The organism is Pseudomonas sp. LBUM1656 (genome assembly GCF_059716065.1).
Genome location: NZ_CP166800.1, coordinates 1,118,889 through 1,139,694 on the forward strand (window position 1 = coordinate 1,118,889; position 20,806 = coordinate 1,139,694).

Sequence of the window (20,806 nt, forward strand, 5' to 3'; positions counted from 1 at the left end):
GCCTGCTGGCGATTCAAGCGACTCGGTACATCAGACAAACCGCGGCGATCCCATCGCGAGCAGGCTCGCTCCCACAGAGACTGCGGCGTATTCGAGATTTTTGAGATAGTCACAGGCATGTCCTCTGCTTAAAGACCGGAAGCCATGGCTTTGTCGATCAGCCAGTTCAGGTTCGGACCACGGGTGGCGTTCACTTCAACCGGGCGACCGGCGAACTTGCTGTCCAGTGGCTCGTCGGGCTGGATCAGCACGCGGATGTCGGAAGAAAGGTCGGCGCTTTTCAGGCTGGTGCTGCTGACGATCTTGCCGGTGCGAGTGGTGTCTTCGCCGGCGATCTGGAAGCTGACCGTGCTGCCTGGACGCACATCGGCGAACTGGCGATAGGTGAAGCGTGCTTCAACGTTGGCTTCGCTGTTGCGCGGTACCAGTTGGAAGATCACGTCCCCCTTGCTGGCGTACTGACCGTTGGCGACCAGTTGCTGTGCCACGGTGCAATCGCACGGCGACGTCAGGGTGCCGGTCATTTGCTTGCCGAACAGCTCTTCAACCTTGGCCGGTTGCAGTTGATTGTCGTCAAGATGGCCCTTGAGCACATCGAGCATGCTGGTGCTGAACGTCGCGAGCGGAGCGCCTTTGGCGGCAACGCCGTCGTCCTTGATCAGGCTCTGCACGGTGCCGTCGCGCGGCATGGTGATGTTCATGCCCGGCACGCTGACAAGGCCAGCCTGGGCGTGGCTGACGAAGTACATGCCGTACACCGACTTGAAGATGAAACCGAATGCTGCAAGGCCGACGAGGAAAATCGCGAAGCTGAACGTCACCGCACGCAGACGACCGAACGCCGACATGCCGTGGCCGCCATCCTTCATCTTGCGCGCCTTGGTGAAGTTGTCGCGCTGCAGGGTCGCCAACACTTCGCCCATGCTGACGATGTCACCGGCCAGGTGCGAGGTGATCAAGTGGCGCAGGGTCGAGATGTCTTGTGGTTCCAGGTTCTGGAACTGGCAGCCGGCACGACCGGTCTGGCGGTCGAAGGAGCGCACTTGCAGCTCCACGTCCATGGCCAGGCCGAGGTTATCGATGACGAATTGCAGGCGAGCCTTGTACACGTCGCCGATTTTCAGTGGCAGCTGACCGGCGTTGAACGCCAGACCGCCAGCGGAGAGGTCGATCACTCGAGCTTCCATCGGGGTCCGGTCGGGACCGAAGAAACGCAGCTTGGCCGGGATTTTCACTCGGGCGTGTTGGCGCTGGGCTTCTGACTCATGCACTACGTTGGCGTTGACGGCGGTATTCATAGGGGCGTTTTCCTGGTTAATTCAATAAGGGGGCGGTCAGACCATCATCAGCAGCACGGCAACAAAGATGCTGCCGGCGGAGAAGGTCATGGTCCGAGACGACCAGGTGTTGAACCAACGTTGAAAGCTGGCGAGATCACGGGTCAGGGAAGTGGGCTGGCGAGTCCAGGACTGTTGGTCGAGGCGGAAGAACACGTAGATCTTCACCAGCGCGCCAACGATCTGGTTGTAATAGAGAATCGCCGGGTAAGCCGGGCCGATCCGGTGACCGGACAAGGACAGCAGCACGGTCAGGATCAGGCGGGTAATGCCGATCCACAGCAGGTACACGAGGATGAACGCGGTGCCGTACTTGAAGCTGGCGATCAGCGCGACGGTCAGGCCCAGCAACGAAGTCCACATCGACACGCGCTGATCGAACAGCACCACCGAGGTGAACAGGCCGAGGCGTTTAACCCCCAGGCCCAGGGCGCGGGCGTTCTGGCGCAGGTTGTTGCCGTACCAGCGGAACATCAGTTTGCGACTGGCCTTGATGAAACTTTTTTCCGGCGGATGCTCCACGGTGTGGATGGCGGCGTCCGGCACGTAGAACGTGTCGTAACCCAGACGCATCAGGCTGAACCAGCTCGACTTGTCGTCACCGGTCAGGAACTTGAAGCGGCCCAGGCGCCAGTGTTGCAGCGAGTCGCTTTCCACGTCGGCGATGAAGTCCGGGTTGGTGACCACGGTCGCGCGAAACACCGACATCCGGCCGGTCATGGTCAGCACGCGCTTGGACAGGGCCATCGAGCACATGTTGATATGGCGCTGGGCGAAGCGCAGTTTGTGCCACTCGCTCATGATGTAGCCGCCGCGCACTTCGCAGAACTCGTTGGTGGTCAGGCCGCCGACATTGCCGAACAGCTGGAACCACGGCACGGTCTTGAGCACGGTGCCCTCGGCGAGCACGGTGTCGCCATCGATCACTGCAACCACTGCGCGGTCGTCCGGCAGGTGGCGGGAGATGGCGCGGAAACCGTAAGCCAGGCCATCGCGCTTGCCGGTGCCGGGAATACGCACGAAGTCGAGCTTGACCCGATCCGGCGGATTCATCTTCGACCAAAGGCTTTTCACCAGCTTCTCATCGGACATTTCGACGATGGAGCAAACCATGGTGGTCGGCAGGCCGCAGTCAATCGCTTCGCGAATGACGGAGGCGTAGACCTGTGCGGTGGTCAGCGCATCGATACGGAAACTGGTGACCATCAGAAACACATGGGACGGGTTTGCCGCGTCACCCAGCTTGCGCACTTTGCGCCGCAGGTGCGGGTAGACCACGTACAGGAACAGCATCCCGCGCACAAAGTGCGTGGCGCCCATCGAGTAGCGCCAGATGCCGATGAAACCGATGAGGAAGATAAAGTCCTTCGAATCGGAATCGAATGTGGACGCAGGCAACGCCATGGCGATGCCCATCAATAAACTTAGGTAAAACAGCCAACCGGCGGCCTGAAGTAGGCCGTGCTTTAGCCTGTGCATAATCTGCATCCGTCTCTATCTCGGGCGAGCCTGTGGGGTGGCCCGATGGGGTTAAGGCAGGCTTACAAAAACTGGCGAAGGTCGTGTAGGAGCTGCCGAAGGCTGCGGTCTTTTGAGCGTTCGCTCGGGGCTCAAGTGACCCGGGAAAGATCGCAGCCTCGTTTCACTCGACAGCTCCTACAGTCGGGTTACCAGCAGATGCCTTCGGTGCGATCTTTGACGCTGGTGGCTTGAGACATGAAGCCGACCAGGTCGACGACTTGCTTGCCGTGCGGAGCGTTCTGCGCCAGGGCGCGGAATTTCTCGTCACGGTTGCCGAGGATGATCACGTCGGAGTTGGCGATGACGTCGTCGAAGTCAGCGTTGAGCAAGGACGAGACGTGAGGGATCTTCGACTCGATGTAGTCCTTGTTCGCGCCGTGGACACGGGCGTATTCGACGTTGCTGTCGTAGATGCTCAGGTCGTAACCCTTGCCGATCAGCATTTCCGCCAGATCCACCAGCGGGCTTTCGCGCAGGTCATCGGTGCCGGCCTTGAAGCTCAGGCCCAGCAGGGCGACTTTGCGTTTGTCGTGGCTGGAAACGATGTCGAAGGCGTTTTGCACCTGGGACTCGTTACTGCGCATCAGCGAGTTCAGCAACGGCGATTCCACGTCCAGGGCACCGGCGCGGTAGGTCAGGGCGCGCACGTCTTTCGGCAGGCAAGAGCCGCCGAACGCGAAGCCTGGGCGCATGTAGTACTGGGACAGGTTCAGTGTCTTGTCCTGGCAGACCACTTCCATCACTTCGCGACCGTCGACGCCGCACGCCTTGGCAATGTTGCCGATCTCGTTGGCAAAGGTCACTTTGGTGGCGTGCCACACGTTGCAGGTGTACTTGATCATTTCGGCAACGGCGATGTCCTTGCGGATGATCGGTGCGTCGAGCTCTTCGTACAGCGATTGCAGAACGTCGCCCGAAGCCTTGTCGAACTCGCCGATGACGGTCATTGGCGGCAGGTCGTAGTCGGCGATCGCAGTGCTTTCACGCAGGAACTCAGGGTTCACTGCCACGCCGAAATCAACGCCGGCTTTCTTGCCGGAGCAGTCTTCGAGGATCGGGATGACAACGTTTGCGACCGTGCCCGGCAAAACGGTGCTGCGAACCACGATGGTGTGGCGGGTCGTCTTGTCACGCAGGACAAAACCGATCTCGCGGCACACGGCTTCGATGTAGTTCAGTTCCAGGTCGCCGTTCTTCTTGCTCGGCGTACCGACGCAGATCATCGACAGGTCGGTGTCACGAATCGCCTCGGCGAAGTTGGTCGTGCCGCGCAATTTGCCCGTCTCGATGCCCTTCTTCAGAAGTTCGCCCAGACCCGGTTCAACGATCGGCGATTTGCCGGCGTTGATCATATCGATTTTGTCTTTGGCAACATCGACGCCAACGACGTCATGGCCCCGTGCAGACAGGCAACCGGCACATACTGCGCCGACGTAACCCAAACCAAATATGCTGATGCGCATCGCAATTACCTCTGTGTTTTATCAAGCCATTACATGGCCGGAGTTAATGGTGTTCAGCGGTATAGTGCACTCGGAAGTGCGGCTTACAGGCGCCACAGTGCCGCGTGCAGGCATACAAAGTTCCGAGTGTCTAAATAAGTGCACTCAAGATGTGCGCAACTAGGCCTTATTGTTCTGATGTGCCCTGTTATGCAGCCGATCTTCTAATCAGAGGACCGTGAGCAAAGGTCTTGCGCGCTCGATGCCAGGCAAGAAGCCCGTAAATCAAGCGGTTGGGTGCTCAGATGAGCACGTTTATAGGGGCGCAGCCTTGGCCTTGAAGGGGATATTGATAAGCGTATCTCCTGTCCTTTATGTGTTGCCCAAATTAGAGGCCCAGTGTGCAGAAGTTCATGTGACAACTTCGCTAGGTGATTCTCTTCTCTGCGTAAGTTATCTCGCACAATCGCTGGGAGAATCGTTACCGGTGGTATGAACTACGCATTTGGACATAGTTCCGGTCCGCCCATCGTGAATTCTGAAATTTCTTGAAATATTGAGAAAGATGGCACTGCTCTCATATTGATAGCACTTGCCGTTTGGGCCTTTATATATAGGCCAATTATCGGGATAGATACTTTTGTGCCACTACCGATAAAAATTTTCAGTGCCACTACTGAAAAAAATCATCAAAGTCGAGTGAAACTAAAGTTAGAAAATCGGGCGATGGGTTTTTGGCGCCAATAAGTCGACGAAACAGACGGGGAATTGTTGGACGATCAGACGGCGGCGCACGACGTTTTTTTGCGGTCGTGCACCGACCGGGTGCTTACTCTGGCGCGTGATCGCGCAGGAATACCAAATGGTCCGGTTTAGACTGCTCGGCGCTGTAGCGATACCCTTGAACGTCAAATTTTTTGAGGTCTGCCGGGTCGTTGACGCGCTCTTCAATGACAAAACGACTCATCATTCCACGCGCTTTTTTCGCGTAGAAACTGATGATCTTGTATTGGCCGTTCTTCAGGTCCTTGAAGTCGGTATTAATGATGCGCGCGTTCAAGGCACTGCGTTTGACCGCCGAGAAGTACTCGTTGGAGGCCAGGTTCAGCAACACGTCGTCGCCCTGATCGGCCAGGGCTTCGTTCAGCCATTCGCTGATCCGCGTGCCCCAGAACGCATACAGATCCTTGCCGCGGGCATTCGCCAGTTTGGTGCCCATTTCCAGCCGATACGGTTGCATCAGGTCCAGAGGTCGCAGCAAGCCGTACAGGCCTGAAAGCATGCGCAAGTGCTGTTGCGCGTAATCGAAATCGGCTTCACTGAAGGTTTGCGCGTTGAGGCCGGTGTACACGTCGCCCTTGAAGGCGAGCAACGCCTGCTTGGCATTCTCCGGGGTGAACGCGGGCGTCCAGCTGCCGAAACGCGCGGCGTTGAGGCCGCCGATCTTGTCGGAGACGTGCATCAACTCGCTGATCTGCGCTGGCGTCAGGTCGCGCAGCTGCATGATCAGTTCCTGGGAATGGTCGAGGTATTGCGGCTGGGTGAAGCGCTGGGTCGCCGGCGGTGTTTCGTAGTCGAGGGTCTTGGCGGGGGAAATCACCATCAGCATGAAGTCGTCTCCTTTAATCGTGGGGGCGATTCTAGGGGGTTGTCCGTGTTGACTCCAGCTATGGGTGTCATAGGTGATCGGTGGTGTCATGGGACAAGATCGCAGCCTCGTTGCACTCGACAGCTCCTACAGGGATTGCGCAGGCCTGTAGGCGCTGTCGAGTGCAACGAGGCTGCGATCTTTTGATCCTCCCGCGATATAGTGCCGCGCGGGTTTTGTTATGGAGACATCCCTTTGCGTATCGTTTTTCTATTTTCGGCGTGGCTCTTGAGCGTCGGTGCCATGGCGGCGCCGGGTGACGTGGCGACGCTTGATCGCAGCACCTGGCCGGAACAGCTCAGCAGCCCGACGCTGTTCGACGTGGCATCACGCGCCGAAATCCTCATGTTCGCGCGGGTGTTGCTGGCCAGCGAGTCACTGGATGAACCCGCCCTGGCCCAGCGCCTGGGCTTGCGCAAGATTAATCTGGAGGCAATCAACAGTCTGCGCCAGCGCCTGTGGCAGCGCCTGCTCACCAACTACAACTTCGCCCAGCAGAGCTGCGATCAGGATGCTTCGTTCTGTTTCCTCGTCGAGGACATGGACACCCTGCGCCAGCAAGCGGCCAAGTTTCAGGTCAGCGACGACAGTTACTACATCAAGTGGTCGGAGCCGAGCCGGTTGTTCCACGCCCAGTATCTGGACGAGCAACTGCGCAAGGCAGCGCTGTTTCCACAGAGCAGCAGCGAAGTCGATCGTTTTGGTGACTATGAGCGCAACGGCGACGAGATGCATGACCGGTTGTTTTTGCTGACCTTCGACAGCGCCGCCAATGTCACGCCGGACAATACCGGGTGGGTCACGGAGTACCTGCGCAAGTCGAACATGAGCGGCACGTTCTTCGTGCTGGGCAAAGACATCCAGGCGCGTCTGGCCGAGCGTTCGGTGGCCAGCCTGCAAGCGACGTATTCAACGCAGTGCATCGGCGTGCAAGGCTGGGAGTTTCGTTCCCACAGCCACTGGCAGGACTGGCAGGACTCGGTACGCCGCAGCGTCGAGCTGGTCAAAAGCAAATTGCCGGAGAATTACGTGCCGCTGTTCCGCCCGCCCGATGGCCAGCGCCGTTCGGATGCCGAAGGCTTCTTCAAGGCTCAGGGTTTGCAGGTGGCGCTGTGGGACATCGATGCCCAGGACGGCGCCGGCAAGCTCAAGGGCAACCCGAGCGCGCAGCGTGTGTTGACGCTGATGCTGCTGTGGCGACACGGGGTGATCAACCTCAATGTGAAGCAGGATGCAGTGAAAACGTCGCTGCCCTGGCTCATCACGCAAACGGCGCAAAGCGGGATCGGTTGGGAGGACTGCCAGGACGCGTTTCGCTGAAGCCGTAAAAAGCCCGGAATCATTGGGGAGGAGGGTGCGGCGGGGTGATTTTCGCGAAGAATTCGATGCAGGCGGACTTCCGACTTTAACGGGGTGATGGCCATCCGCCTAGTGCTATTGGTCACTCTGAAAAATAAACTTCAAAAAAGCGTCAAAGTACTTTTTTCTGTCATGGGTTTTGGAGTATTACGAAGACAGACCGCCGAAACCTGCAACACAGGTGGCGTCTTCCAAGACCCAGCTATGGATGCAGTTCACTTGAGTCCCAACAGGTGAATTCGGTGGCCACATCGAGGCGCAGCACTGTCACGGTATTGCGTCGACTGGCTCCCACAAAGGTGACCGAGTATGGATGATCACGGACGTAGTTCTTCCTCCAACCAGCCAATCCTTTATGTACTCGATACCAACGTATTGATTCACGATCCAAACGCCCTGCTTAACTTCGAAGAACACCACGTTGCCATCCCGATGACCGTGCTTGAGGAGCTGGACAAGCTCAAGAGCGGGCATCACAGCGTGGCTGCAGAGTGCCGTCAGGCGATTCGCCTGATCGACAAGACGTTGGGCGATGCCAGCCCGGAAGATGTCGAACTGGGTGTGCCGATCCAGCGCGGCAAGAGCGGACCCAAAGGTTTGCTGTCAATTCTGATGAGCAAGCGTGCCGAACCGAACATCATTCTTCCCGAACACCTGAACGACAACATCATCATCAACCAGTTGATTGACTTGCACGCGCGCGAGCCGAAACTGCCGGTGGTGCTGGTCACCAAAGACATCAACATGCGCCTCAAGGCCCGGGCGTGCGGGATCGCGGCCGAGGACTACAGCACCGACCAACTGGTCGACGACGTATCGCTGCTGCCCAATGGTTATCACAACATGGACGGCTCCTTCTGGGATCGCGTGAAGAATGTCGAAACCCGTCAGGACCACGGTCGCACCTGGCATCAGGTGCAGTTGATCGACAACCTGCCGGCCGTGCATATCAATGAGTTCATCATCGACGAACAGGGGTTTGTCGGCTGGATCAAGGAGATCGAGGAAGACCGCCTGCTGATTCTCGACCTGCATCAGGAACCCCTGTTGCATCAGGAAGCCTGGGGCCTGAAACCGCGTGACATCTATCAAAGCCTGGCGCTGTACGCCTTGCTCGATCCGGATATCCACCTGGTCAACCTGACCGGGGCCGCCGGCTCGGGTAAAACCATCCTGGCCCTGGCGGCGGCGATCGAGCAGACGATGGTCAGCAAACGCTACCGCCGGATCATCGCAACGCGCAGCGTGCAGGGCCTGGACCAGGAAATCGGCTTCCTGCCCGGCACCGAAGCGGAAAAAATGGAGCCCTGGCTGGGCGCCATCACCGATAACCTCGAAGCCTTGCACATGGACGATGAAAACACCCATGGCAGCGTCGATTACATCCTCAGTAAAGTGCCGTTGCAGTTCAAATCCCTCAACTACATTCGAGGCCGCAGCTTCCAGCAGAGCCTGATCCTGATCGATGAATGCCAGAACCTGACCCCGCACCAGATGAAAACCATCATCACCCGTGCCGGCGCCGGTTCCAAAGTGGTGTGCCTGGGCAACCTGGCGCAAATCGACACCCCTTACCTGTCCGCGACCAGCTCCGGGCTGACCTACCTGACCGAACGCTTCAAGGATTTCCCCAACGGTGTGCATATCACCCTGCAAGGGGTGCCACGTTCGATTCTGGCCGAATACGCCGAATCGCATTTGTAACCGCGTCACCAGAACCGGGCGGCCCCAAAAGCCGCCCGGTTTTTTATGCCCAATACAAAACCTGTGGGAGCGGGCTTGCTCGCGAAAGCGTTGTGTCAGTCACATTGATATTGGCTGACACGCCGCCTTCGCGAGCAAGCCCGCTCCCACATTTGGATTTGTGGTGAACACATAATCAAACGTGCGGAAAATTGACCCACAGGTTTACAATCGACGCTCCTGATCAGGAGTAACCCTGTGCTGACTCATCTCGATTCCCAAGGTCGCGCCCACATGGTCGACGTCACCGAAAAAGACGTGACGTTCCGTGAGGCGACAGCTCAAGCGCTGGTGCGCATGCTGCCCGAAACCCTGCAAATGATCGTCAGTGGCGGTCACCCCAAGGGTGATGTGTTTGCCGTGGCGCGCATCGCCGGCATTCAGGCGGCGAAGAAAACCAGCGATCTGATTCCTCTGTGCCATCCGCTGATGCTCACCGGCGTCAAGGTCGAACTCAGTGCCGAAGGCGACGACACCGTGCGCATCGTCGCGCGCTGCAAGCTGTCCGGACAGACCGGCGTCGAGATGGAAGCGCTGACGGCCGCCAGTGTTGCCGCGCTGACCATCTACGACATGTGCAAGGCCGTGGACCGTGGCATGACCATCGAAAGCGTTCGGTTGCTGGAAAAACTCGGCGGCAAAAGCGGCCATTTTCAGGCAGATCAGCCATGAACCTCACCGTGAAGTTTTTTGCCCGTTACCGAGAAGCGATTGGCGTGGACTCGGTCAAGGTTGAAGGCGATTTCGCCACGGTCGACGATGTGCGTGCGCTGCTGGCTCAGCGTGACGGTGCCGAGGTGTTGAGCGAGCAGAACCTGATGTGTGCACGCAACGAGGACCTTTGCCAACTCGACGAGCCGGTGACTGACGGTGATGAAGTGGCATTCTTTCCGACCGTGACCGGGGGCTGATCATGGCGATTCGCGTGCAGTCCACGGCCTTCGATCCGGGCGCTGAAGTCAATGCGATGCACGCCGCCAATGTCGGTGTTGGCGCGGTGGTAAGCTTTGTCGGCTACGTGCGCGACTTCAATGACGGGCTCGATGTGGCCGGGATGTTTCTCGAGCACTATCCGGGCATGACCGAAAAAGCCCTCGGCAAAATCGCCCTTGAGGCCGAGCAGCGCTGGCCGCTGTTGAAGCTTGAAGTGCTGCATCGTATCGGCGCTCTTGAGCCGGGCGAGCCGATCGTCTTCGTCGGCGCCGCCAGCGCCCACCGCCAGGCGGCGTTCGATGCCTGCGCCTTTGTCATGGACTACCTGAAAACCCGTGCGCCGTTCTGGAAGAAGGAAAACACCCGTGACGGGGCGCGCTGGGTTGAGGGACGTGACAGTGATCATGCGGCGGCGGATCGCTGGAAGCAGTGATTCCTGTGGTGTCTACAAGTAAGCCTTCGCGGGCAAGTCGAATCGTCGCACCGCCGCTCCCACAGGTTTTGTGTCGTACACAGATTATGTGAACAACGTAGTACCTGTGGGAGCGTGCGGTGCGACGGTTCGACTTGCCCGCGAAGAGGCCATCAGCAACACCCAAAATCCCAATGACCCACCGCCCGACCACCGGCCGGCACTTCTCCATTTCCCCCAATTGACGGTTTGTACATAAAAGTCCAGTATGGAATTATAAGTACAAAAAAGGTTTCTCCCGTTTCTGCTCTTCATCTGTCTTGCCAAACCAACAACAACCCGCGAGAGAACGAACATGAAGAAATTCCCCCTCATCACCGGTCTGGCGCTGAGCCTGTTGGCGTGCAGCTCTCTGTTCGCCGCTGACAAAACCCTGCGCATCGGCATCGAAGCCGCTTATCCGCCGTTCGCATCCAAAACCGACAAAGGCGAGATCGTCGGTTTCGACTACGACATCGGCAATGCCTTGTGCGCGCAGATGAAGGTCAAGTGTGTGTGGGTCGAAGGCGAATTCGACGGTCTGATTCCTTCCCTGAAAGTGAAGAAAATCGACATGGCGCTGTCGTCCATGACCATCAACGAAGACCGCAAGAAGTCGGTCGACTTCACCCACAAGTATTACTTCACCTCATCGCGCCTGGTGATGAAGGAAGGCGCGGCCGTGGATGACCAATACGCCAGCCTCAAAGGCAAGACTGTGGGCGTGCAGCGCGCAACCACCACTGACCGTTATGCCACTGACGTTTTTGAGCCGAAAGGCATCAACGTCAAGCGCTACGGCAACAACGAAGAAATCTACATGGACCTGGCCGCCGGTCGCCTCGACGCCGTCTTTGCCGACACCATTCCGCTGAGTGACTTCCTGGCGATGCCCCGTGGCAAGGGCTATGCGTTTGTCGGGCCGGAGTTGAAGGATCCGAAATACGTGGGCGAGGGTGCCGGGATTGCGGTGCGCAAGGGCAACAGCGAGTTGGTGGCCGAGCTAAACACGGCCATTGATGGCATTCGCGCGAGTGGCGAATACCAGAAGATTTCCGAGAAGTATTTCAAGTCCGATATCTACGGCGACTGATCAACCGTCTTCGCGAGCAAGCCCGCTCCCACATTAGTCCTGCGAACACAGGGCAAAATGTGGGAGCGGGCTTGCTCGCGAAGAGGCCGAATCAGCCAATACACATCTTTGGGCCTAGCCCTTCAATTCCTTCAAATGCTTGTAAACAGTCGCCCGTCCCATGTTCAGCACATTGGCCACATAGTTCGAAGCACTTTTCCCCTTGAAAGCCCCTTCAGCGTGCAACGCCAACACCAGCTCGCGTTTGTGGTCGCGCGTCAGCAGGTTCAGGCTCAGCTGACGTTCGCGCAGCCAGGCGTGCAGAAACGTATTGATCCGCTCCTGCCAGTCATCACGAAACAGTGAGTCCGGCTGCGGGATCAGCTTGCTCGGCGACAGGAACAGATCCAGTGCCGCCTTCGCGTTTTCGAACAGCGAAATATTCAGGTTGATGCACAGCACCGCCAGCGGATGACCTTCGCTGTCACGCAACACGCTGCTCAGGCTGCGAATCTTCTGGCCATCCCAATTGAGCTTTTCGTAAGGCCCGATGTTTCGTTCGCTGACATCGTCGCTGAGCATGTCCTCCAGTGCCGAATCGTCACCGATTTCGCGCTTGGACAAGTTGTTGGCGATGTAATCGACCTTCTGCGTGCGCAGGTCATGCAGCACCACTTCGGCGTGAGGGAAGAACAGCGTTGCGATGGCGTCGGCGATCGCACGGTAGTTGTCCAGAGAGGTGTTATCCACAGCCGGGTCGTTTTCAGGTGCGTTCATACAGTGGAGCTCCAGGCAGCATCAGCGCCCTGCAAAAAGGGCGCTGGAAGTTTGCCGCAATCGTGTCGACACGTCACCTGAGGACGACAATCAGCCCAGGCGAGCAGGGGAGAGCATCTCGGCGTCCAGACCGAAACGGCTGAGCTGATCCGGCAAGGCTTCACCGCGCACCAGCGCAGCGCCGGCCTGGCCCATGGCGGGTGATGTCTGGATGCCGTAACCGCCTTGGGCTGCCACCCAAAACAGCCCCGGCACTTGCGGATCGAAGCCGCTGATCAAATCTCCATCGCTGACGAAGCTTCGCAGGCCGGCCCAAGTGCGGGTCGGACGGCGGATGGTCAGGGTGGTGGCTTCTTCGATCTGGTAGATGCCCATCGCGATGTCCAGTTCTTCCGGCTGCACGTCATGGGGCTCCACCGGGTCGGCGTTGGCCGGCGAGCCTAGGAACATCCCCGCATCGGGTTTCATATAGAAGGATTCATCAAGACTGACCAGCATCGGCCAATGGTGGATGTCCACGCCCTCGGGGCCGGCGAAAATGAAAGCCGCACGACGCTTCGGTTGCAGGCCCAGCGGCTTGGCGCCGGCCAGTTCGCCGATCTTGTCGGCCCAGGCGCCTGCCGCGTTGATGATGATCGGCGCGCTGAAGGTCTGACTGTTGGTTTGAACCTGCCACTGCCCTTCGGCATCGCGGGTCAGGCCCAGCACTTCGCTGTCGGTGTGGACTTCGCCTTTGTTGCGCCGGATGCCGCGCAGGTAACCCTGATGCAGCGCGTCGGTGTCGATGTCGCTGGCGGTCGGGTCGTAGATCGCACCATGGACTTTTTCCCGGCGCAGGATCGGCAGGCGCGCGCAGGCTTCGTCGGCACTGAGCAATTGCATCTCCGACACCGTGGCCTTGGCACTCAGGTATTGATTGTTCAGCTCAGCCGGGTCGCCGGTGAAGTCCACGGTCATCTCGCCGCGCGGGGTCAGCAGCGGGTGTTCGCAGAAACCGCTGGGTGGGGCGTCGAAGAAGTCGCGGCTGGCCTGGGTCAGTGCGCGCACCTGCGGTGTGCCATAGGCTGCGGTATACAGGGCGGCGGAGCGTCCGGTGGAGTGATAAGCCGGATGGGACTCGCGTTCGAGCACAATCACCCGGGCGTGCTGCGAGAGCCAGAAACCGGTGGAAGCGCCGGCAATCCCGCCGCCGATGATGATGAAATCTGCCTGGCTCATGAACGTCTCCTGTCGAGCGCAAATGCCATGGTTATAGATAAACCCTGTGGGAGCCGGGCTTGCCCGCGATGGCATCACCGCGGTGTGCCTGACAGAGCGCGGCGCCTGCATCGCGGGCAAGCCCGCTCCCACAGGGGATCGTGGTGTTATTGTTGTAAGCGGTAGATGGCATTGGCCAGCGCAATGTCTTCCAGGCCCAGGCCGATGGAACGGAAGAACACATGGCGGTTGTAGTCAGGACGCTGCACCTTGCCGCTGAGCAGATCGGGCAGGTCGCCAACGATCGCGCGCTTGTCCCAGCCATGTTGTTCGCCTGCAATCAGCATTTCGCCCGCCGATCCCGGGGTGGTCTGACGATAGTCGCAGAACACCTGCATGTCATTGAGACTCTGCGGCGGCACTTCGTGGGCACGCGGGGCGTTGGTGCTGATCGAGGTGATCAGCGCCGGTTTGCTCAAGCTTGACGGGTCGATCACCGGGCCGGCGGACGAAGTGCAGAGCATGATCACGTCGACGTCCCGGATCGCTGTTTCGCGACTGTCGGCGATGGTCAGGCGTGGATCGAGGCTTTTGAGCCGTGCCAGCGTTTCAGGATTTTTATCGCTCAGGCTCGGCGAATAGAGGCTGATGCTCTGCCAGTCACGCAGTCCTTTAACGTAATGCAGGTGTGCCTGAGCGACCTTGCCGCTGCCGAAAATCGCCAGGCGCTGCGCCTTCAAAGGGGCGAGGGCATCGACGGCGACGGCGGTGGTCGCGGCCGTGCGAGCGGTAGTCAGTTCGCCGGCGTCGCAAAGCAGCAACGGTTGGCCCGTCTGCATCGACATCAACAACGTCCAGGCCGTCACCAGCGGACCTTGCTCACGCACGATGTAAGGCGAAGTCTTGACCCCATAGACGCCATCCTCAGCCAGCACGCCCAGGTAGTTGATGAAGTCGCCAGCGCCTTGAGGGAATTCCACCAGCTGTTGCGCCGGTTGCACTGCTTGCCCGGCAGCCAGGTCACGGAACAGCTTGCGCAGGATCTGCGGCACGTCGACCTGTGCCAGCAGCTCCCGGGCCTGGGGTTGGGTGATCACGTAAGGCGTACTGGTCATGGTCGGCTCCGGATGCTGAAAGTAAACTAATTTGTCCATTATGGACTTTTAGTTGTCTTGGGCAATATCGGAACGAAAAAAAAGCGCAGTCCGTTTCCGGCTGCGCCTTTTTCAGTAAGGCCCGAGTTACGGGCGCTTACGCTCAACCGCCCGCAATAGATGCGTCGGCGGTGTCTCACAGCTGATTTTGCGACCCAGCAACGCCTCGATAGACGGTAGCTGGTAGGAGTCATCTTCACCGGCAAAACTGATGGACACGCCATCTGCGCCGGCACGACCGGTACGACCGATACGGTGCACGTAATCGTCCGGGACTTCCGGCAGGGTGAAGTTGATCACGTGGCTGATGCCGTCGATGTGGATGCCGCGACCGGCCACATCGGTGGCGACCAGCACACGGATCTTGCCTTCGCGGAAACCTTCCAGGGTCTTGATGCGCTTGTGCTGCGGCACATCGCCGGACAGTTGCGCGGCGTTGACGCCGTCACGCACCAGGCGTTCTTCGATGCGCCGCACTTCATCCTTGCGGTTGGCGAACACCATCACCCGCTCCCAACCGTTGTCGTTGACCAGGTTGTAGAGCAGTTTGTATTTGTCGGCTCCGGCAACGGCGTAGATGTGTTGCTCGACGTTTTCGCTGGCCACGTTCTGCGACTCGATCTCGACGATCGACGGGTCGGTGGTCCATTGCTTGGCGAGGTTCATCACGTCTTCGGTGAAGGTGGCGGAGAACAGCAGCGTCTGACGTTCGTTCTTCGGCGGCGTCTGGCGAATGATCTGACGCACTTGCGGGATAAAACCCATGTCGAGCATCCGGTCGGCTTCGTCCAGCACCATGACTTCAACCATGTCCAGGTGCACGTCGCCGCGCTGGTTGAAGTCGAGCAGGCGTCCCGGGGTGGCCACGAGGATGTCGCAGTGACGGGCTTCGAGGTGCTTGAGCTGCTTGTCGAAGTCCATGCCGCCGACAAACGTCATGACGTTGAGGCCGGTGTACTTGGTCAGGTCGGCTGCATCCTTGGCGATCTGCACCACCAGCTCGCGGGTCGGCGCGATGATCAGTGCCCGCGGTTCACCCATGTAGCGTTCCTTGGGCGGCGGGGTTTCCAGCAGCTGGGTGATGATCGAAATCAGGAACGCAGCGGTTTTGCCGGTGCCGGTCTGGGCGCGACCGATGGCGTCTTTGCCCGCGAGGGTGAAGCCCAGCACTTGCGCCTGGATCGGTGTGCAATACGGGAAGCCCAGGTCCTGGATGGCGTGCATCAGTTCCGGGGCGAGTTTGAAATCGTGGAAACGGGTTTTGCCTTCCTGGGGTTCGACGGCGAAGTCTTCGAGTTTCCAGGGAATGACCGGCGCTTTCGGCTTCGGTTCGCGGCGCGGTTTTGCCGGTTTCGGCGTTTCGCTGCGCGGTGGCTCGGCGGCGATAATCTCGACAGGTTGGGCGGCCGGTGTGGTCGCAGGCGTTTGTTTCGGTGCCGCTACGGTTGCGGTCCGGCCAGGCTGATTACCGTCGGTGCGGTGGCTGGGGATGTGAGACGGAGCGCTGGCAACTGGCGCGAGCTGCTCAGTCTCGCTTTTACCGAACATTTTCTTGAGTGCTTTGAGCACGGTCATCTCATCAATTGGTTAAGGAATATACGCCGGCCAGTGTAATGCAAGAATCGGGCGCGGCGTAGTGGGATGGATCAATGGGTAGTTATTAGCGTAAACGCTCGGTCAGCCAGACGCCGATGTCGCGAATTTCCTCGGGTAACACTTCGTGGCCCATTGGGTATTCCTGCCATGTCACGGTGACACCATGCTGCTTCAAAAACTCGTAAGCGGTGCGACCCATGGCGTTTTGAACGACGTCATCGTACTGGCCATGCAAAGACAGCACAGGAATGCGTTGCTGGCTGGCCGAAAGCTCCAGCTCATCGCTGAACGTCGGTGCATAAGTAGAGAGGGCAAGTACGCCACCCAACGGCCCCTGCCATTTCAGGAAAGCGGTGTGCAATACCACGGCACCACCTTGTGAAAAACCTGCCAGGAAAATCCGCGAGGCGTCTATTCCGCTGGCCTTCTGTTCTTCGATCAAATCAGACACCCGTTGCGCCGACGCTTCCAGCTGCTCACGGCTGATCGCGCGCGCCGGGCTCATGGCCAATATGTCGTACCAGCTCGGCATCTCGTATCCGCCGTTGATGGTGACGGCGCGGGTCGGTGCCTGCGGGAGAACGAAGCGGGTGGTCAGCAGGCTTTCCTGCAAGGCTTCGGCCACCGGCAGGAAGTCGTAGCGGTCAGCGCCCAGGCCGTGCAGCCATATAACGCAGGCGTCTGCGGGCTTCACGGGTTGAAGAATCAAGGGCTCGGTCATGGCTGCTCCAATTGTGTGCGTGCGCTCTCATTGAGTGCGAGAGGTGGTTGCGCGTCTGGTTGATCCGTTAAGAAGATGTCGCAAGGCTACAAGTTTTGCTATTGACCTGTCGCCGAACGGCTTCGGCGAGCGGTCTGGTACGGGCTTTGCTATGGGAAAGCCTGTACTGAAAATCCCACGCCTGTCGGTAACACTATCAGGCCATTGTGGTTGGTGGGATAGCAAAAAAATCCGGTGATGGATGTTCGCCAGTGGCCGCTACGGGCTTCGCGAACATGAAAGGGCTACAGCCCGTTCGGCCGATTGGTGAGAAGTGAGTGGTCCATGATGTGGATTTTCTCCTACTAGACTCATAGCGCAGGTCCTACGTCGGTTGACCCCAAAAAAAGCCAACACGGGTCGACTACGCCTCATAAGGGTGCGACAGGACTCAAGCTCCGACACAACAAGAGCAAAACTGGAGGTTTGAATGAAGATGTTGAAATCCACCCTGGCTATCGTGACTGCAGCCGCAGTACTCGGTGTCAGCGGGTTCGCTCAGGCGGGTGCAACCCTGGATGCAGTGCAGAAGAAAGGCTTCGTACAATGCGGCGTCAGTGACGGTCTGCCGGGTTTCTCGGTTCCGGACTCCACTGGCAAGATCATCGGTATCGATGCTGACGTCTGCCGCGCTGTGGCCGCTGCCGTATTCGGCGACGCGACCAAGGTCAAGTTCAGCCAGTTGAACGCCAAGGAGCGCTTCACCGCGCTGCAGTCCGGCGAAATCGACGTGCTGTCGCGTAACACCACCTGGACCAGCTCCCGCGATTCGGGCATGGGCCTGGTGTTTGCCGGCGTGACTTACTACGACGGTATCGGCTTCCTGGTGAACAACAAGCTGGGCGTGAAAAGCGCTAAAGAGCTCGACGGCGCGACCATCTGCATTCAAGCCGGTACCACCACCGAGTTGAACGTTTCCGACTACTTCCGTGGCAACGGTCTGAAATACACCCCGATCACTTTCGACACCTCCGATGAAAGCGCCAAGTCGCTGGAATCCGGTCGTTGCGACGTGCTGACCTCCGACAAATCCCAGCTCTACGCACAACGCAGCAAGCTGGCGACGCCGACCGACTACGTCGTTCTGCCGGAAACCATCTCCAAGGAGCCTCTGGGCCCGGTCGTGCGTAAAGGCGACGAAGAGTGGTTCAGCATCGTGAAGTGGACCCTGTTCGCCATGCTCAACGCTGAAGAAATGGGTATCACCCAGAAGAACGTTGAAGCTGAAGCCAAAGCCACCAAGAACCCGGACGTTGCTCGTCTGCTGGGTGCTGACGGTGAATACGGCAAAGACCTGAAAGTGAAGAAAGACTGGGTCGTGCAGATCGTCAAGCAAGTGGGTAACTACGGTGAAGTGTTCGAGAAAAACCTCGGCAAGGGCACTCCACTGGCCATCGACCGCGGGCTGAACGCTCTGTGGAACGCTGGCGGCATTCAATACGCACCACCAGTGCGCTGATGGTTCTATCACCCGGTAGGCCAACTGCCGGGTGATGTTCTGTTCCATTACATCCGGGGCACTTCATGCAAAATTCAATCGGCGCACCAAAGCAGAGGCTCAGCCTCAGCGATCCCAAAGTGCGTGCGTGGCTATTTCAGATCATCACCATTGTGGCGGTGGTCTCGATGGGCTGGTACCTGTTCGACAACACGCAGACCAACCTTCAACACCGGGGCATTACCTCCGGTTTCAGCTTTCTGGAGCGCAGTGCCGGTTTCGGCATCGCTCAACACCTGATCGACTACACCGAATCGGACAGCTATGCCCGGGTGTTTGTCATCGGCTTGCTCAACACGCTGCTGGTGACCTTCATCGGCGTGATCCTGGCGACGATCCTCGGGTTCATCGTCGGTGTGTCACGGCTGTCGAAGAACTGGATCATTGCCAAGCTGGCGACTGTTTATGTGGAAGTCTTCCGCAACATTCCGCCGCTGCTGCAAATCCTGTTCTGGTACTTTGCGGTGTTCCTGACCATGCCAGGGCCACGCAACAGCCATAACTTCGGCGACACCTTCTTCGTCAGCAGTCGTGGCCTGAACATGCCGGCCGCGTTGACCGCGGACGGTTTCTGGCCCTTTGTGGTCAGCATCGTCGTGGCCATCGTCGCCATCGTGCTGATGAGCCGCTGGGCGAACAAACGCTTCGAGGCGACCGGCGTACCATTCCATAAATTCTGGGTCGGCCTGACGCTGTTCCTGGTGATCCCGGCGCTGTGCGCACTGATCTTCGGCACACCGGTGCACTGGGAAATGCCGAAGCTGCAAGGCTTCAACTTCGTTGGTGGCTGGGTGCTGATCCCGGAACTGCTGGCGCTGACCCTGGCCCTCACCGTGTACACCGCGGCGTTTATCGCCGAGATCGTGCGTTCGGGCATCAAGTCGGTCAGCCACGGCCAGACCGAAGCGGCGCACTCGCTGGGCCTGCGCAACGGTCCGACCCTGCGCAAGGTGATCATCCCGCAAGCCCTGCGCGTGATCATTCCACCGCTGACCAGCCAATACCTGAACCTGGCGAAGAACTCCTCGCTGGCGGCCGGTATCGGTTATCCGGAGATGGTGTCGCTGTTTGCCGGTACGGTGCTGAACCAGACCGGGCAGGCGATCGAGGTGATTGCCATCACCATGAGCGTGTACCTGGCGATCAGTATCAGCATTTCCCTGCTGATGAACTGGTACAACAAGCGCATTGCGCTGATCGAGCGGTAAGGAAAAGCGCATGAGTACTCATACATTCAAACCTGACATGCCTCCACCGAGCAGCAGCATCGGTGTGGTCGCATGGATGCGCGCGAACATGTTCTCCAGCTGGCTCAACACCCTGCTGACCCTGTTCGCGTTCTACCTCATCTATCTGGTGGTTCCGCCGATCCTGCAGTGGGCCATCCTGGACGCCAACTGGGTCGGCACCTCCCAGGCCGACTGCACCAAGGAAGGCGCCTGCTGGGTGTTCATCCAGCAGCGCTTCGGCCAGTTCATGTACGGCTACTACCCGCCGGAACTTCGCTGGCGCGTGGACCTGACCGTTTGGCTGGCGGTCATCGGCGTGGCTCCGTTGTTCATCTCGCGCTTCCACCATAAAGCCGTGTATGGCCTGAGCTTCCTGGTGCTGTACCCGATCATTGCCTGGTGCCTGTTGCATGGCGGCGTTTTCGGTCTGACCCAAGTGGCGACCAGCCAATGGGGCGGCCTGATGCTGACCCTGGTGATCGCCACCGTCGGTATTGCCGGTGCATTGCCGCTGGGGATCGTGCTGGCGCTGGGCCGTCGTTCGAACATGCCGGCGATTCGCGTGGTCTGCGTGACCTTCATCGAATTCTGGCGCGGCGTGCCGTTGATCACGGTGCTGTTCATGTCCTCGGTGATGCTGCCGTTGTTCCTGCCTGAAGGCATGAACTTCGACAAACTCCTGCGGGCGCTGATCGGCGTGATCCTGTTCCAGTCGGCCTACGTCGCCGAAGTGGTGCGTGGCGGTCTGCAAGCGATTCCCAAAGGTCAGTACGAAGCGGCCGCAGCGATGGGCCTCGGTTACTGGCGCAGCATGGGCCTGGTGATTCTGCCGCAAGCCCTGAAGCTGGTGATCCCTGGCATCGTCAACACCTTCATTGCGCTGTTCAAGGACACCAGCCTGGTGATCATCATCGGCCTGTTCGACCTGCTCAACAGCGTCAAACAAGCCGCCGCCGACCCGAAATGGTTGGGCATGGCCACTGAAGGCTATGTGTTCGCGGCCCTGGTGTTCTGGATTTTCTGTTTTGGTATGTCGCGCTATTCCATGCATCTGGAACGCAAGCTCGACACTGGGCACAAGCGCTAAGT

18 protein-coding genes are annotated in these 20,806 nt (G+C 58.9%); 9 read left to right on the forward strand and 9 right to left on the reverse strand.

Translation table 11 applies throughout. The annotated features are described in order from the left end of the window. Positions 1-128 precede the first annotated feature (128 nt). From ACA072_RS04855 to yaaA, 4 genes are all read right to left on the reverse strand, one after another. The gene (locus ACA072_RS04855) at positions 129-1,298 is read right to left on the reverse strand and encodes a PilZ domain-containing protein (protein WP_497623427.1); all 1,170 of its coding nucleotides are present in this window, start codon (positions 1,296-1,298) and stop codon (positions 129-131) included. 36 nt (positions 1,299-1,334) lie between these two features. Further along, on the reverse strand, positions 1,335-2,816 hold the full coding sequence (gene alg8 / locus ACA072_RS04860) for a mannuronan synthase (RefSeq protein ID WP_497623428.1): 1,482 nt from the start codon (positions 2,814-2,816) through the stop codon (positions 1,335-1,337). A 188-nt stretch (positions 2,817-3,004) separates the two neighbouring features. Then, complete coding sequence (locus tag ACA072_RS04865; RefSeq protein ID WP_497623429.1) at positions 3,005-4,321, reverse strand: nucleotide sugar dehydrogenase; 1,317 nt, start codon at positions 4,319-4,321, stop codon at positions 3,005-3,007. An 808-nt stretch (positions 4,322-5,129) separates the two neighbouring features. Continuing rightward, on the reverse strand, positions 5,130-5,909 hold the full coding sequence (gene yaaA, locus ACA072_RS04870) for a peroxide stress protein YaaA (protein ID WP_462025593.1): 780 nt from the start codon (positions 5,907-5,909) through the stop codon (positions 5,130-5,132). A 234-nt stretch (positions 5,910-6,143) separates the two neighbouring features. Between yaaA and ACA072_RS04875 the strand changes: the two genes are divergently transcribed. The 6 genes from ACA072_RS04875 to ACA072_RS04900 all read left to right on the forward strand — a co-directional run bounded on the left by ACA072_RS04875 (position 6,144) and on the right by ACA072_RS04900 (position 11,527). Then, positions 6,144-7,268 carry a polysaccharide deacetylase family protein gene (locus ACA072_RS04875; protein WP_497623430.1) on the forward strand — a complete coding sequence of 375 codons (1,125 nt, stop codon included), beginning with the start codon at positions 6,144-6,146 and terminating at the stop codon, positions 7,266-7,268. Between the two features lie 348 nt (positions 7,269-7,616). Continuing rightward, complete coding sequence (locus ACA072_RS04880; RefSeq protein WP_109628080.1) at positions 7,617-9,011, forward strand: PhoH family protein; 1,395 nt, start codon at positions 7,617-7,619, stop codon at positions 9,009-9,011. A gap of 237 nt (positions 9,012-9,248) precedes the next feature. Beyond that, a complete protein-coding gene (gene moaC, locus ACA072_RS04885) occupies positions 9,249-9,722 on the forward strand; it encodes a cyclic pyranopterin monophosphate synthase MoaC (RefSeq protein ID WP_497623431.1) in 474 nt (157 codons plus the stop codon). Beyond that, positions 9,719-9,961 (forward strand): molybdopterin converting factor subunit 1, encoded by a 243-nt coding sequence (gene moaD / locus ACA072_RS04890; protein ID WP_497623432.1) that lies wholly within the window; start codon positions 9,719-9,721, stop codon positions 9,959-9,961. The genes moaC and moaD overlap by 4 nt, the downstream gene beginning before the upstream one ends. Positions 9,962-9,963: 2 nt before the next feature. Next, on the forward strand, positions 9,964-10,416 hold the full coding sequence (gene moaE / locus ACA072_RS04895) for a molybdopterin synthase catalytic subunit MoaE (protein ID WP_497623433.1): 453 nt from the start codon (positions 9,964-9,966) through the stop codon (positions 10,414-10,416). Positions 10,417-10,750: 334 nt separating this feature from the next. Then, positions 10,751-11,527: an ABC transporter substrate-binding protein gene (locus ACA072_RS04900; RefSeq protein WP_497623434.1), complete on the forward strand. Its 777-nt coding sequence runs from the start codon at positions 10,751-10,753 to the stop codon at positions 11,525-11,527. Positions 11,528-11,641: 114 nt separating this feature from the next. Here the strand turns inward: ACA072_RS04900 and ACA072_RS04905 are convergent, their stop codons facing one another. The 5 genes from ACA072_RS04905 to ACA072_RS04925 form a co-directional block, all read right to left on the reverse strand. After that, the gene (locus tag ACA072_RS04905; protein ID WP_497623435.1) at positions 11,642-12,283 is read right to left on the reverse strand and encodes a helix-turn-helix transcriptional regulator; all 642 of its coding nucleotides are present in this window, start codon (positions 12,281-12,283) and stop codon (positions 11,642-11,644) included. A 90-nt stretch (positions 12,284-12,373) separates the two neighbouring features. Next, entirely contained in the window at positions 12,374-13,501 is a 1,128-nt protein-coding gene (locus tag ACA072_RS04910; protein WP_497623436.1) for an NAD(P)/FAD-dependent oxidoreductase, read from the reverse strand. Between the two features lie 146 nt (positions 13,502-13,647). Next, on the reverse strand, positions 13,648-14,595 hold the full coding sequence (locus ACA072_RS04915; RefSeq protein WP_497623437.1) for an ornithine cyclodeaminase family protein: 948 nt from the start codon (positions 14,593-14,595) through the stop codon (positions 13,648-13,650). A gap of 126 nt (positions 14,596-14,721) precedes the next feature. Beyond that, entirely contained in the window at positions 14,722-16,209 is a 1,488-nt protein-coding gene (gene rhlB / locus ACA072_RS04920; RefSeq protein WP_497623438.1) for an ATP-dependent RNA helicase RhlB, read from the reverse strand. A gap of 85 nt (positions 16,210-16,294) precedes the next feature. Continuing rightward, positions 16,295-16,951, reverse strand: a complete 657-nt coding sequence (locus ACA072_RS04925; protein ID WP_497623439.1) for an alpha/beta hydrolase — start codon at positions 16,949-16,951, stop codon at positions 16,295-16,297. Between the two features lie 469 nt (positions 16,952-17,420). Between ACA072_RS04925 and ACA072_RS04930 the strand changes: the two genes are divergently transcribed. From ACA072_RS04930 to ACA072_RS04940, 3 genes are all read left to right on the forward strand, one after another. After that, positions 17,421-18,449 carry an amino acid ABC transporter substrate-binding protein gene (locus ACA072_RS04930; RefSeq protein ID WP_497623440.1) on the forward strand — a complete coding sequence of 343 codons (1,029 nt, stop codon included), beginning with the start codon at positions 17,421-17,423 and terminating at the stop codon, positions 18,447-18,449. Positions 18,450-18,514: 65 nt separating this feature from the next. Continuing rightward, on the forward strand, positions 18,515-19,696 hold the full coding sequence (locus ACA072_RS04935; protein ID WP_497623442.1) for an amino acid ABC transporter permease: 1,182 nt from the start codon (positions 18,515-18,517) through the stop codon (positions 19,694-19,696). 10 nt (positions 19,697-19,706) lie between these two features. Continuing rightward, positions 19,707-20,804 (forward strand): amino acid ABC transporter permease, encoded by a 1,098-nt coding sequence (locus ACA072_RS04940; RefSeq protein WP_497623444.1) that lies wholly within the window; start codon positions 19,707-19,709, stop codon positions 20,802-20,804. Positions 20,805-20,806 lie beyond the last annotated feature (2 nt).